The organism is Belnapia sp. AC561, assembly GCF_979252845.1.
Window position 1 is genome coordinate 290306 of sequence record NZ_CEEDBP010000001.1, and the last position, 13605, is coordinate 303910.

Sequence of the window (13605 nt, forward strand, 5' to 3'; positions counted from 1 at the left end):
CGATTGCGCCAGCACTAGGCTGACGACTGCGGTCGCGCCGACAATCCAGTTTAGCGCCTTTGCCGAAGCCCGAAGGGGCGAGGTCGCAGCCTCGCCCCGTACTAACACGCTAAAGGAAGATCCGGGTCGATACCGCGATCTGGTAGATCAGCCCCAGCAAATCGCTGCCGATCTGGAAGGCCTTGGGATCCAACCGCGGCAGGACGATCAGCTCATCCCCCGGCCGGGGCGGCTGCTGCGGATCCAGCACCAGCTCGCCGCTCGCTCGGCGGATCATGATCGAGCCTTCGTTGCCGCGACCGGTGAAGCCGCCTGCCTGGCGGACATAATCCGCCAGCCGCATCTCCGGCCGCCAGACCACCGCATGCGGCGCGGTGACTTCGCCGGCGACCAGCACGGTCTGCGACCGCTCGGGGATGACGATGACATCGCCATCCTCGACCCGGATCGGAGCGCAGATGCCCTCGGCGCTGGAGACGACCACGCGGCCTTCGGGTTGGGTCCGTCGCGCCCGCTGGATATAGGAGGAGACGAGATTGGCCTCCGATGCGCGGATCGCCGCGACGCCGGTGGTCGGCGAGACCGCGAGGAAAAGCTGCCGCTCCAGCCGGTCCAGGGCCTCGTCGATGGCGCGGCGCTGCTGCTGCGCGACGGAAGGCCGCAGCAGGAAGACCGACCGGGTATCCGCCAGCACCGGGTCCACCGCGATGTGGTCGAGCACCTGGCAGAGCTGCGCATCGCGATCGGCGACCAGCACGGAGGGGCCGATGCGGCTGCCCTCGACCATGACCCGCACCGTGCGAGCCGGGCTGTCGGTGATGAAGGTGACGGTGTCCTGGTCCCCCAGCGTCAGGTTGGCCAGTTCGGGCAAGGATGCGTAGCGCGAGAAAGGCTGGCCGCCGCGGGTGCCCTTGACGATGGCATTGGTGGCGGAGGGTAGCGGCCGGGCATATTCGATCAGCTCCCGGCCCGTCATCCGCAGGCCAGGGACTTCGAAGAGGTAGTTGTTGCGAACGGCACCATCGGCGCCGACCACGGCGCGCTGCCGGCCGACCACCAGCGTATCGCCTTCCTGCAGCCGCACCGCGGGCAGCCGGCCCTCGAGCAGGAAGCGGTAGAGGTCGACGTTGCCGACGGTGCGGCCACCACGCTGGATGGCGACCTCGCGGTAGGAGCCGCGGCCGGCATCGACGCCGCCGGCGCGCACGAGGAAGTCGATCACGCTATCCGCGGCCGAACCGCCGAAGCGTCCCGGGGTACGGACGAAGCCGGTGACGAAGACGCCGATGCGCTGGGTGGAAAGCAGCACGGCATAGACCTGCACTTGGCTCGTGTAGATCTTCTGCACTTCGGTCTCGACGACGCGCTGCAGGTCGCCGGCGCGGGTACCGGCGATGCGGATCGGGCCGATATTCGGCAGGAAGAGATTGCCGGAAGGATCGACGACGCCCAGCGCCTCCGCCTCCACCGCGCCCCAGACCCGCAGCGAGACGCGATCGCCCGGGGTGATGACGTAGTTCGGGTTCGGCGCATCGGAGACGGCGGTCGCTTCGCGGGTGAAGAGGCTGGCGCCGAAGACGGCGGTCGCACCGCCGGCCCGCTGGCCATCCCCCAGCGGACCCATGGCGACCGGGCCGCCCTCGGATTCCGTGACCTCGCCGGGGCGGGACGTGATGCGATCCGAGCGCAGCAGGCTCGGCAGGGTCTGCACGGTGGCACCGCTCGGCGCCGCCTGCACCGGGCGATTGGCCGCAAGGCTCGCGGCCGATTGGTTCAGCAGCTGCTGCTGTTGCAGGGCCTGAAGGTTCTGCAGCGGAGTCTGCGCCGCGGCCGGAAGGCCGAACAACAGGGCGGCGGCCAGCAGGGCTGGCCGCGCCATTCCGTCATGCCGCATGTTCGCGCATCCCGGCGATCATCAGCCAAGCCAGGCCATAGGCAACGGAGAGGGTCAGGAACAGGTAGAGCACGGTGAGCGTTGCCTTCGGATAGCGGGCATATTCGGCAAGGTTAGGCTCGACGATCCGCAGCAGAAAGAGCTGCTGGCGCTGGGCATCGACCCGCGCCTTCTCGAGGGAAGCGGTGGCGGAGCTGAGCTGCGCGCGGGCCAATTCGCGGTCCAGGCTCAGCCGTTCGAATTCGCCGATCTGCTGCGACAGGCCGCTTTCATTGGCGCTGGTCCGCTTGCGCTCCTCGGCCACCTGCGCGGTCAGCGCCTCGATCCGGTTGCGCAGCTGCATGACACGCGGGTTGTCGCCACGGGCGAAGCGCGTGGCCTCGCCCATTTCCGCCCGCGCCTGTGCCAGCGCGCCCTCCATCCGACCGATGTTCTCCACCGCGACGGCGCCGGAGCGGGTCGGGTCCACCGCGCGCTCGCGCTCGCGGAAATCGGTCATGGCGAGCTGCGCTGCGGAAAGCCGCGCCTCGGCCCGGGCCAGTTCCTCCCGCGCGACGCGCAGGCCATCCTGCTGCAGCCGCTCGTTCAGCCGGTTGACCATGGCTTCCGAGAGGCCGAGCAACTCCCGGGCGATGCCCTGGGAATCCTCGGCGCGGAAGCTATGCACCCGCAGGGCGGTGATGCCGCTGGTGGTGTCGTATTCGACCGTGACCATGCGGCGGTAATAGTCGAGCAGCCGCTCGGCGCTCGGCTCCTCCCACCAGAGGCGGGCGAGCAGGTCGGCTTCCGGCCGGCGGAAGATGTCGACCAGCGGCACCTTGCTGCGCAGCGCGCCCACCGCATCATGCGATTGCAGGTAGTCGCGGATACCCATCGCATCCTCATGCGAGGGCCGGAAGCCGGCGCCGGCCATCATCTCGGTGATGCCGGAGGGCGGTGCCGGCGACCGGCCGCGGATCAGGAAGCGGGCTTCCGAATCGAATTGCGGGGTGGCGATGAAGACCAGATAGGCCGCGGCGATCAGCGTCGGCAGGAGGACCGTCAGCTTGAAGGAATTGCGCTTCGCCGCCCGGCGCAACCGCGCGCCGAAGCCACCGGGGGCAGGGACGGGTCCCGACCAACCGGCCGTGTCCAGGACACCCGCTACCTCAGGCAGCTTGGTAGACGGCGATCGCTTCGTCCAGATCGTCATATCGGGTCAGCCTACCATCGTTGAGGACTGCGGCCGAGGTGCAGAAGGCCTGCACCGTGGCCGGGATATGGGAAACCAGGAGCAGCGTGCTCCTGCGATGGCGTTCGGCGAGTGCCACGCGGCAGCGTTCTCCGAAGCGGGTGTCGCCGACGGCGATGACCTCATCCACCAGGTAGCATTCGAAATCCACGGCGAGCGACAAGGCGAAGCCGAGCCGCATGATCATGCCGGAGGAATAGGTCCGCACCGGCAGACGGTAGTATTCCCCAAGTTCGGCGAAATCCTCGACGAAATCCACCGTTTCCTGGATCGGCTTCTCATAGATCCGGGCGATGAAACGGGCATTGTCGGCGCCGGTGATGCTGTAGTGCATGGCGCCGGCGAAGCCCAGCGGCCAGGACACGCTCATGCCGCGCTGGATCGAGCCACGATTGGGCTGCTCGACGCCGGAGATGAGGCGGAGCAGGGTGGTCTTGCCGGCGCCATTGCGGCCGAGGATGCCGACCTTCTCGCCCGGCATGAAGGTCGCATCGATCCCGCGCAGCACCTCATGCGTGCCGAGATGCGTCCGGTAGGACTTATGGATACCCTTGAGGCTTATCATAGCACCAGGTCACGCCTGGCCCGGCGCAGCCCGGCCATGCCGAGCAGGTTCAGCGCCGCGACCCAGCCGATCACGTAGTCCAGATGATACTCGGTCGGGACGCTGCTGCCGAACTGGCCATCCCGGATCAGCTCGAAGATATGCACCGTGGGAATCCACAGCGCCGCGTTGCGCGCCTCGGTCGGTAGCCAGAACAGCATGAAGAAGGCGCCGGTGATCGGCAGGGTGAGATAGGTGATCAGGTGCACCATGCGCTCGAACAACTCGGTATAGACCGCGCCGAAGGCGACCAGCAGCGCGACCCCATGCGCGAAGAGCAGCATCAGCGCCATGCCGGCCATCATCTTGAAGGGGCTCGCCGGCCACTCCTGGTAGACGATGCCGAAGAGCGTCAGGAAGACCACCAGGGCCCCGAAGACCGCCGCGCCTTCCAGCAGGTTCCGCGAGATCATGATGTCCAGCACGGTGATGTGCCGGTGGTACAACAGGGACTGGTTGGAGACGATGGCGACCGGCGCCCGGTTGATGACGCCGCGCAGCAGGTAGAAGGGGATATAGCCGATGACCCAGAAGGTCATCGGGTTCAACCCGCCAGGCAGGCCCTGCTGGGTGAACAGATGCAGCAGCCCGATCGCCCCGCCCAGTATCGCCGGTTCGAGGAAGAGCCAAAGATAGCCAAGGTTGTCACGGCCGAAGCGGGTCCCGAGCTCGCGCAGCAGCAGCGCGCCGATGACCCGGCACTGCCGCCGGAAGGCGGTGGCCAGCCCATCCGGGGCCCGGCCGCGGTGCTGGGCGTCCTGGCGAAAGGTCCCGCTCACGGGCGCTGCATGCCGCCGCCCCGCAGCAAGGGCCGGGCATCCGCCCATTGGTCACCGGCTTGGCAGACCAGGCGCGACCTTTCCTCGATGCCGCCACCGACCAAGACCTCGCGGCATTCGCGCCCGCTCGCGGCGTTATAGGCGCGCAGCAACCGGACCCGGGCGCTGCGGCCGGAGTCCAGGGTGACGGTGGCCTCGGATCCCGGTCGGGCGCTGGCAGCGAAGGCCACCACGGCATCCATCGGTGCAGCAGCCACCGGCATGGGGGCTGCCGCCATGGGCGCCGGAGTGCCGGTCAACTGGGTGCAACCGCCGAGCAGCAGCGCCGCGACGACACAGGCGCGGCCGGTCAATGCATGCAATGCGATGGTGCCAGAAGCGATGTTCATCACGATTAAATGCCCCCGGTTCCCTCTAGCAAAACGCGAGGCAACAGCAAGCGTGTTTCGCATGACAGGCGTGCCGGGTGAACCCTATAGCATCGCCGCCATGAACGAAGCGTTAACCAGTGCCCAACTGCGCCATGTGGTCATCACCGGCGCATCCCGTGGCCTTGGCGCCGCACTGGCCCTGCGCCTTGCGGCGCCCGGGGTGCGGCTGGGCCTGGTGGCACGGGGCGGCGAGGCCCTGGCAGCCACGGCAGCCGCCTGTACGGCCCGCGGGGCCGCGGTTGCCACCGCCACGCTGGATGTGCGCGATGCCCAGGCCCTGGCGGCGCAGGGCCTGGCCTGGGATGCGCTGTCGCCGATCGATGGGCTGGTCGCCAATGCCGGCATCAATGGCGGCACCGGTCCGGACGGTGAGCCCGAGGGTCATGCCGCCGCCAGCGCCCAGATCGCGGTGAACCTGCTTGGCGCGGTGAACCTGATCGAGCCGCTGCTGCCGGCCCTGCTGCGCCGCCGTCATGGCGCCATCGCCCTGGTGGGGTCCGTCGCCGGCTTCCGCGGCCTGCCGGACAGCCCGGCCTATAGCGCCAGCAAGGCCGGGCTCTGGGCCTATGGCGAAGCGCTGCGCGCGGCGCATGGCCCGGCCGGGCTACGGGTGACCGTGCTGGCCCCCGGCTTCTTCACCAGCGCGATGAGCGCCCGCTTCCTCAGCGCGCATCCCTTCGAGTTGCCGGTCGGGACCGTCGCCGCGCGGCTGCACCGGGCCATGCTGCGTGGTGAGGGCAGGGCGGTATTGCCCTGGCCGATGGGGGCGGGGCTGCGGGCCCTGGCCCTGCTGCCCGCCCCGCTGTCGGACCTGTTGGTGCGGCGCTTCCGGTTCCGTATCAGGCCGGACGCCTAGCACCCTCAACGAGGCCCGCGACCTGCTCCGGCAGCGCCCCGATCACCTGGCCTGGCCGCTTCGGCGTCGTCAGCGGCTCCGGCACCGGCCGGTTGCTGCGCATGAGGTCGGAGCCGGCATAGATGCCACCCGTGGTCTGCAACTCCAGCCGCTCCGTATCCCGGCGGCGCACGTCTTCCGTCAGGCTGGCTACCTCCTCCTCCGGCACGCCCAGGCGGCGGAGCACCGCGCCGCTGAACTGCATGGCAGATTCGAAGGTCTCGCGGATCTGGTAGTCCACCCCGGCGGCGATCAGGTCCAGCGCATGGCCCCGGTCGAAGGCGCGGACGAAGACCGGGACCAGCGGGAATTCGGCCCGGATGAGATGCGCCATCCGGGTCGCCGCCGTGGCATCGTTGATGCAGACCAGGATGGCCTGGGCCCGCCCGGCCCCCGAGGCATGCAGGATATCGAGCCGGGTCCCATCGCCGTAGTAGACCTTGAAGCCGAAGCCGCTGGCGGCGACGATCATCTCCACATCATTCTCGATGATCGAGACGTGCAGGCCGCGTGCCAGCAGCGCCTGGCTGGCCACCTGACCGAAGCGGCCGAAGCCGACGACCAAAACGTCGCCCTGCAGGTCCTCCGCCGTATCCACCTCCGCGGTCGAGGCCGGCGGCGGCGGCATCCAGCGTCGCACCAAGGTGGCGACCACCGGGGTGATCGCCATGGAAAGGATGACCGTCGCGGTGAAGATCGTATTGGTCCGGGCATCCAGGATGCCGGCCGCGCCCGCGGCCGCGTAGAGCACGAAGGCGAATTCGCCGCCCTGGGCGAACAACGTCGTCCGGGTGACGGCAGCCCGTGTTCCGGACCCGAAGGCGCGGGCGACGGCGAAGATGCCCAAGGCCTTGACCAGCGTATAGCCGACCACCGCGGCCAGGATCACCTGCCAGTCCCGCGCCAGCGCCGGCAGGTCCAGTGACATGCCCACGGCGATGAAGAACAGCCCGAGCAGGATGCCGCGGAAGGGTTCGATATCGGCCTCGAGCTGATGCCGGAAGCTGCTCTCGGACAGCAGCACCCCCGCCAGGAAGGCCCCCATCGCCATGGACAGCCCGCCGAGTTCCATCAGCAGCGCGGCGCCCAGCACGATCAGCAGGGCGGCGGCGGTCATCACCTCCCGCGCATGGGCGGCGGCGAGGATGCGGAACATCGGGTTCAGCAGCCAGCGGCCGATCGCGACCAGGACGACGACGGCCGCAAGCGCGATGCCGACCGAGACCCAGCGGGGTGCGGCCTCCGGTCCGGCCTCCCCCGGCGCAAGGAAGGCGACCGCCGCCAGCAGCGGGACGATGGCAAGGTCCTCGAGAAGCAGGATGGAAACCGCCTTCTGCCCCTGCGGCGTCGAGGTCTCACCGGCCTCGTCCAGCATCTGCATGACGACGGCGGTCGAGGACAGCACGAAGCCCATCCCGGCGACGAAGGCGACGGCCGGGGCGAGGCCGGCCAGGATCCCGGCGCCGGTCAGCAGCAGGCCGCAGACCACCACCTGCGCGGCACCCAGGCCGAAGATTTCCCGCCGCAGGTTCCACAGCCGGGACGGCTGCATCTCCAATCCTATGATGAAGAGCAGCATGATGACGCCGAGCTCGGCGGTATGCAGGATGGTCGCGGGGTCGGCGACCAGGCGCAGGCCGAAGGGCCCGATGGCGAGGCCGGCGGCGAAGTAGCCAAGCACCGAGCCGAGCCCCAGCTTGCGGAAGACAGGCACGGCGACCACGCCGGCGCCCAAGAGGGCAACCACCTCGACCAGATCGATGCCATGGGTTTCGCCGGCCATGAATACCCTTTCCCGAATCACGCCCGGCGTGATTAGCCCGGGACGCCGGTCCTGGCGCTACCGCCCTGGTCACCAAAAAGCGAGCGTTCGCCGGTGATGGGCGGTAGCGGGCAGGTCAGGAGATGGCGGGCGCCAGCGCGGCCCAGGGTGCCGCCCGCTCGTAGCCGGCGGCGGCGCGGTAGATCAGCGCTTCCCCGAAGCTCGGCGCCACCAGCTGCAGCCCGAGCGGGAGGCCCTCCGCCTGGCTGATCCCGCACATGATGCTGACGGCCGGGTGGCCGGTGACGTTGAAGGGCGTGCGGGCCTGGCGCGGATAGGTGCGCTCGACCTCGGCCGGGTCGTCGATCAGGCAGGCGGGGTCCATCGAGCTGGCGCAGAGCAGCAGATCCACCTCGGCGAAGGCCTCCTCCACGGCGGCGATCAACTGGCGTCGGCGGCGCTGCGCCTGGACGTAGTCGGTGCCGGAGACGAAGAGGCCCGGGAGCAGCCGGCGCCGCGTGATATGGGCGTAGTCGCCCGGACGCTCCTTCAGCCAGGTCTCATGGATGGCAGTCGCCTCGGGCAGCAGGATGGTCCGGTTGACGCCGGCGAATTCGCCGAGCGGCGGCAGGGTGACGGTGCTGATGGTGGCGCCCTCGGCCGCCATCAGCGCCGCGGCGGCATCCAGCGCGGCGGCCATCTCCGGTGTCGCCGGCTGATCCCTTTCATGGAAGTGGCGGACGAAGCCGATCCGCAGGCCCTTCAGCCCCTTGTGCAGATCCCTGGTGTAGTCCTCCGCGGCATGCGCGGCACTGCCGGGGTCGCCCGCGTCATGTCCGGCGATGACATTCAGCAGCAGCGCATTGTCCCGCACCGTGCGGGTCATCGGCCCGACGTGATCCAGGGTGAAGGCCAGCGGGAAGACGCCGCGACGGGAGACCAGCCCATAGGTCGGCTTCAGCCCGACCAGGCCGCAATGGCTGGCGGGGTGGCGGACCGAACCGCCGGTATCCGTCCCCAGCGCCGCCGGAAACATCCGTGCGGCGACCGCGGCACCCGAGCCGGAGGAGGAGCCGCCAGGGTGGTGCTTCGGGTTCCAGGGATTGCGGGCGGGCGGGAAGGGCAGGTCGAAGGCCGGTCCGCCGATGGCGAATTCATGGGTCGAGAGCTTGGCCGGGAAGACCGCGCCGGCCGCCCGCAACCGGGCGGTGGCAACCGCATCCTCCGTCGCCACCCGGTCGATCTGCAGCTTCGAATGGCAGGTGGTCGGATGCCCGGCGAGGTCGATGATATCCTTCAGCCCGACCGGGATGCCGTGCAGCGGCCCACGCGATCCGCCCCTGGCGATCTCCGCTTCAGCCGCCCGGGCATCGCCCATGGCCTCATCCGCGACCAGCCGGATGATGGCGTTCAGCTTCGGCTCCACGGCGGCGACGCGGTCGAGGCAGGATTGCAGCAGCTCAACCGGGGAAAGGCGTTTCGCCGCGATCAGCGCCGCGGCCTCGGCCAGCGGCAGGCTATGCGGCGCGCTCATCGGGACACCGGTGCACGATAGGGCGGGGTCGGTTCGGCAGCCGGGTCCGTCGGGCGGGTGAAGGCACCGCGGAAGCGGGCGGCCAGGGCCACGGCTTCCTCGACATCGGCCGGGTGGTCCCGCAGGGCGCGGTCGATCCCGGCGGCTTTGGCCAGGATGGCGGTATCGGACATGGCATGCGGTCCCATCATGCTGCGATGCGGCGATGGTGGCGCAAAAAAAACGGGGGCGGAACCCGTGTGGGTGCCGCCCCCGAGAGTTGCACGCCGCTGGGAGGGAGGCTGCCTGCCTGTAAGGGGGGAGGGGGCAGGCGCCACGGCGCGATGGGGAGAGAAGGCCAGCACGCTGGCCCGAGACGAAGCATGACCCCCATTCGTTGAAGTATCGTTTCTAAAGCGCGGCTTTTTTCGGGCTCCGCACGGGGCTATGCAGGGCCACGAAGAAACGCCGGAGAGAGCATGTCCCAAGCATCAGGCCTGCCGCTGGACGGGCTGAGGATCATCGAGCTCGGCCACTATATCGCCGCGCCCTTCGCCACCCGGCTGCTGGCCGATCTCGGGGCGGAAGTGATCAAGGTGGAACCGCCCGAGGGCGACCCGGTGCGCGGCTGGGGCAGCCAGGTCGAGGGCCATGCCGTCTGGTTCAGCGTCCATGGCCGCAACAAGCTCTCGGTCACGCTCGATTTGAAGAACCCGGACGACAAGGCGAAGCTGCGCCAGCTGGTCGGTCGCGCCGATGCGCTGGTCGAGAATTTCCGCCCCGGTCAGCTCGAGCGCTATGGCCTCGGCCCGGAGGCGCTGCATCAGGTGAACCCGCGGCTCGTCATCGCCCGGATCAGCGGCTATGGCCAGGACGGGCCCTACCGCGACAAGCCCGCCTTCGGCGCGATCGGCGAGGCGATGGGCGGCCTGCGCCACCTCACCGCCAACCCGGGCCAGACCGAGCTGCCGCCGCCGCGCTGCGGCGTCTCGATCTCGGACGACCTTGCCGGCATGTATGCGGCGATGGGGCTGGTCTCCGCCTGCTGGGGCATCAAGGGCAACCCGGAGGCCCGTGGCCGGGTCATCGACGTCGACCTCGTCGGCAGCGTCTTCTCGCTGATGGAGGGCATGCTGCCGGAATACGGGCTGTTCGGCTGGGTCAGGCAGCCGCAAGGGGCCGCCATCAAGACCGCGGCGCCGACGAATACCTATCTATGCGCCGACGGCAAATGGCTTTGCATCGCCGGCAATTCCGACCTGATCTTCCGCCGGCTGATGGCCGCCATCGGCCGTCCCGAACTCGCCGCCGAACCGCGCTTCGTCAACAACGCCGCCCGCTGCGAGAACGTGGCCGAGCTGGATGCCGCCATCACCGCCTGGACCGTGACGCAGACCGCCGCCGAGGCCGAGGCCGTGCTGGAAGCCGCCGAGGTGCCGTGCTCCCGCCTGTTCGACATGAAGGATTGCGTGGAGGACCCGCATTTCCAGGCCCGCAACCTGGTGATGGAGGTCGCCGACCCGCTGCTCGGCCGCGTTCTGCACCCCGCCGCGCCCTTCCGCTTCGACGGCGTCTCCCCCCGCGACATGGTGCGCTGGACGGGCCCCGCCGCCGGGGCGCACAACGACCATGTCTTCACCACGCTTTTGCAGGAGGCCACCCCATGAATGAGGCCATACTCTCCGAGGTCGCCCCGCGCGACGGGCTGCAATCCATCGCCGCCTTCGTCCCGACCGAGACCAAGATCGCCCTGGTGAAAGCCAGCTACGAAGCCGGGCTGCGCCGGATGGAGATCGGCAGTTTCGTCTCGCCCAAGGCCATCCCGCAGATGGCCGATACCGGGGCGGTGCTGCAATACGCCAAGCAGCTCGAAGGCCTCGAGTGCACGGTGCTGGTGCCGAACCGCAAGGGCTTCGACCTGGCGATGAAGGCCGGCGCCGACCGGCTCGGCCTGTTCATGTCGGTGACCGAGGGCCACAACCAAGCCAACCTCAACCGCTCACGGGCCGATAGCCTGGCCGATCTCGGCGCCATCGTCCGCGACGCGCCGAAGGGGACGAAGATCCGCTTCAACCTGTCCTGCGCCTTCCATTGCCCCTTCGAGGGCGTGGTGCCGGAGCAGGACACCCTGGACCTGGTGGAGCAGGTGATGGCGCTGGATCCGGAGATGGAGATCGCCATCTGCGACACCACCGGCAATGCCTCCCCCGATCAGGTCAGCCGCATCTTCTCCCAGGCGGTGCAGTCCTGGGGCACCCGCTTCGCCTTCCATGGCCATGACACCTACGGCATGGGCGTGGCCAACGTGGTCGCCGCCTGGGAAGCCGGCTGCCAGGTCTTCGACGCGGCCTCGGGCGGCATCGGCGGCTGCCCCTTCGCCCCGGGCGCGACCGGCAATGTCGCCATGGAGGATGTCGTCTGGATGTTCCGCCGGCGCGGCGTCGAGACCGGCGTGACCTGGGACAAGCTGCTGGTCGCGGCGGATATGGCGGCGGCCATTCCCGGTGCGACGCCGGGCGGGGCGATGCGGCGGGTGCCGGCGGCGCGAAAGGCGGCCTGAAGACGAAAAAAAGTCCGGGAGAAGATATTCTCCCGGACCACCGTCTGTTTCCGCTGGCTAAGAAACGAAGCGGGCTTGGGGGAGGGTATCCTCCCCCAGCCTATTTACCGGCGTCGCGCAGGGGCCGGCGTCCGGCGCTGCGGTGCCACATGGGCCGGCGGCGGCGGCGGAGCCGGCGGCGCCGTGTAGTTGACCGTCACAGCCACGCGAAGCGTCGCGCCACCCGGCACCAGCCGCACCGCGAAGGCATCCGGCCCGCCATAGGCGGCGTTCGGGATGTAATCCACCCGGGTATTGTCCCCGACCTTGTGGATATGCAGCCGGCCATTCGTCGGCCGCGTCTCGACCAGCCCCATGTCGAAGGGCTTCGGCCCGGATTGCGCGACGAGGATGCCGCACCAGCCGCCGTCGTTGTCGAGGACCATGGTCGCCTCGGTCGGCTGCCCAGGGGTCAGGTTGACCGGCCGCGGCACGGTGCAGAGCCGCGATCCACCAGCCAGGTCATTGGCATAAACCCGTGCGGTCGGCGCCACGGTGCGGGTGGCCATCGGCTCGGCGCAGCCCGCCAGCAGCGCCGCCAGGGTCAGCGGCATGGCCAGGGGAAGACAGGCGGAAAGGCGCGCGTTCATCGGGAATGGGTTCCAGCGGTGCGGCGGGCGGGCGTGGCGCGGGGCGCGGGAGCGCCATCGCAGGCCGGGGCGCCAGCGGAGAGAAGGTCCTTCCCGGCGGCATAGGCCGGCAGGTCGGTGGCGGAGGGCAGCGCCATCACTTCCTCGAACAACCCGCCATTGCGCGAGCAGTAATCACTGCCGAGCTGGCGGGCGACGTTCGAGCGGACATTGGCGAGTTCGGTGATGTAGATGTCGTTCTGCCGCTGACCGGGGCGAACGCCGCCATGCGTGCGGATGAAGTACTGGCCAAAGGCGCGGCCATTGGTTGCCAGCGTCGGCTGATACTTCTGCACGAAGGCATTGTAGCGGTCCTCGAACTTGCAGGTCGTAGCGACGACCATCAGTTCGGTCTTGAGCGCCTCGAGTTCGAAGACGGTCTGGTCGGCGTCGGCGGCGCAACGCGGCAAGGCGCTGGCCGGCTGGGCGGCCAGCATGGCGCCGGTGAGCAGCAGCGCAAGCGGCGCTGCACCGTGGCGGCGGCGTGGCCGCGAAGTCTGTTCGGTCATCAGCTGGCCCTTCCTGGCAGAAACAGGGACCCCTGCTCCCGCCGCCTGGAAGGCGTCAGGTCGGCATTTGGCGCCCCCGCAAGGCGCATCTTTCAGCACACTCGGCGGGCGAGGGCGAGGGTCTGCGTGTGGCATAACAGTAATGCGCCGCAAGCTGCTGGAAGACTGTGCTTTTCACCTGACGGTTGGGGCCGCTGGCGCTAGTCTCATGGCCGGATCGGGGGATCCTGGGGGCGGATTCGGGGTGTTGGGCCGTTTGCTGCTCGTCTTGCTGCTGGGTTTGGCGGGGTGCGGCAGCACGCGACTCCAACCCACAGGGACGACACTTGAAACCGGTGGCGCGCTCTCCTGCGTGCCTTATGCCAGGGCCCGCTCAGGCCTCGCCCTGCGTGGCGACGCCTGGCAATGGTGGGAAGCCGCTGCCCCTCGCTATGAGCGCAGCCGGGTGCCACAGCCCGGCAGCGTCCTCGTCCTCATGCGGACTTCCCGCCTGCCGATGGGCCATGTCGCGGTCGTCTCCCGCCTTGTCTCGGATCGGGAGATTCGCGTGGACCATGCCAATTGGGCGCCTGGCGGTACCGGCAACCGCGGCCGGGTTGCCCGCGACCAGGCGGTGGCGGATGTCTCGCCCGGCAACGACTGGTCTATCGTCAAGGTCTGGTACCCGCCCAGCGGCGCCCTCGGCGCCACGCCTTTCCCGGCCTATGGCTTCGTGCACCCGAGGGTGGTCACTGCCGGCCGCTGAGCCGCTCAACCGCT

Annotated in this window: 14 protein-coding genes; 4 read left to right on the forward strand and 10 right to left on the reverse strand. The window is 69.4% G+C overall.

Annotated elements, in window-relative coordinates:
* Positions 1–109: 109 nt before the first annotated feature.
* The 5 genes from AC0IW9_RS01455 to AC0IW9_RS01475 form a co-directional block, all read right to left on the reverse strand.
* Positions 110–1894 (reverse strand): polysaccharide biosynthesis/export family protein, encoded by a 1785-nt coding sequence (locus AC0IW9_RS01455; RefSeq protein ID WP_471646420.1) that lies wholly within the window; start codon positions 1892–1894, stop codon positions 110–112.
* On the reverse strand, positions 1884–2972 hold the full coding sequence (locus AC0IW9_RS01460) for a KpsE/RkpR family capsule polysaccharide export protein (protein WP_471646421.1): 1089 nt from the start codon (positions 2970–2972) through the stop codon (positions 1884–1886). The genes AC0IW9_RS01455 and AC0IW9_RS01460 overlap by 11 nt, the downstream gene beginning before the upstream one ends.
* Before the next feature lie 70 nt (positions 2973–3042).
* Entirely contained in the window at positions 3043–3690 is a 648-nt protein-coding gene (locus AC0IW9_RS01465) for an ABC transporter ATP-binding protein (RefSeq protein ID WP_471646422.1), read from the reverse strand.
* Positions 3687–4508 (reverse strand): ABC transporter permease, encoded by an 822-nt coding sequence (locus AC0IW9_RS01470; protein WP_471646423.1) that lies wholly within the window; start codon positions 4506–4508, stop codon positions 3687–3689. The genes AC0IW9_RS01465 and AC0IW9_RS01470 overlap by 4 nt, the downstream gene beginning before the upstream one ends.
* Positions 4505–4897 carry a hypothetical protein gene (locus tag AC0IW9_RS01475; protein ID WP_471646424.1) on the reverse strand — a complete coding sequence of 131 codons (393 nt, stop codon included), beginning with the start codon at positions 4895–4897 and terminating at the stop codon, positions 4505–4507. Before AC0IW9_RS01475 ends, AC0IW9_RS01470 begins: the two co-directional genes overlap by 4 nt.
* 100 nt (positions 4898–4997) lie before the next feature.
* Here AC0IW9_RS01475 and AC0IW9_RS01480 point away from each other — a divergent pair, with 100 nt between their 5' ends.
* A complete protein-coding gene (locus tag AC0IW9_RS01480) occupies positions 4998–5795 on the forward strand; it encodes an SDR family NAD(P)-dependent oxidoreductase (protein WP_471646425.1) in 798 nt (265 codons plus the stop codon).
* Here AC0IW9_RS01480 and AC0IW9_RS01485 read toward each other — a convergent pair.
* From AC0IW9_RS01485 to AC0IW9_RS01495, 3 genes are all read right to left on the reverse strand, one after another.
* A complete protein-coding gene (locus tag AC0IW9_RS01485) occupies positions 5779–7617 on the reverse strand; it encodes a monovalent cation:proton antiporter-2 (CPA2) family protein (RefSeq protein WP_471646426.1) in 1839 nt (612 codons plus the stop codon). The two genes, AC0IW9_RS01480 and AC0IW9_RS01485, sit on opposite strands and share 17 nt — an antisense overlap.
* Positions 7618–7732: 115 nt before the next feature.
* Entirely contained in the window at positions 7733–9130 is a 1398-nt protein-coding gene (locus AC0IW9_RS01490; protein ID WP_471646427.1) for an amidase, read from the reverse strand.
* Positions 9127–9303: a hypothetical protein gene (locus AC0IW9_RS01495; RefSeq protein ID WP_471646428.1), complete on the reverse strand. Its 177-nt coding sequence runs from the start codon at positions 9301–9303 to the stop codon at positions 9127–9129. The genes AC0IW9_RS01490 and AC0IW9_RS01495 overlap by 4 nt, the downstream gene beginning before the upstream one ends.
* A 285-nt stretch (positions 9304–9588) precedes the next feature.
* On the opposite strand from AC0IW9_RS01495, the gene AC0IW9_RS01500 reads away from it, so the two are divergent.
* The gene (locus AC0IW9_RS01500; RefSeq protein WP_471646429.1) at positions 9589–10776 is read left to right on the forward strand and encodes a CaiB/BaiF CoA transferase family protein; all 1188 of its coding nucleotides are present in this window, start codon (positions 9589–9591) and stop codon (positions 10774–10776) included.
* On the forward strand, positions 10773–11669 hold the full coding sequence (locus AC0IW9_RS01505) for a hydroxymethylglutaryl-CoA lyase (protein ID WP_471646430.1): 897 nt from the start codon (positions 10773–10775) through the stop codon (positions 11667–11669). Before AC0IW9_RS01500 ends, AC0IW9_RS01505 begins: the two co-directional genes overlap by 4 nt.
* 104 nt (positions 11670–11773) lie before the next feature.
* On the opposite strand, the gene AC0IW9_RS01510 is transcribed toward AC0IW9_RS01505, so the two are convergent.
* Both AC0IW9_RS01510 and AC0IW9_RS01515 read right to left on the reverse strand, forming a co-directional pair.
* Positions 11774–12298, reverse strand: a complete 525-nt coding sequence (locus AC0IW9_RS01510) for a hypothetical protein (RefSeq protein ID WP_471646431.1) — start codon at positions 12296–12298, stop codon at positions 11774–11776.
* On the reverse strand, positions 12295–12846 hold the full coding sequence (locus tag AC0IW9_RS01515) for a hypothetical protein (RefSeq protein ID WP_471646432.1): 552 nt from the start codon (positions 12844–12846) through the stop codon (positions 12295–12297). Before AC0IW9_RS01515 ends, AC0IW9_RS01510 begins: the two co-directional genes overlap by 4 nt.
* A 352-nt stretch (positions 12847–13198) precedes the next feature.
* On the opposite strand from AC0IW9_RS01515, the gene AC0IW9_RS01520 reads away from it, so the two are divergent.
* A complete protein-coding gene (locus tag AC0IW9_RS01520) occupies positions 13199–13591 on the forward strand; it encodes a CHAP domain-containing protein (protein WP_471646433.1) in 393 nt (130 codons plus the stop codon).
* The last annotated feature ends 14 nt before the right edge of the window (positions 13592–13605 follow it).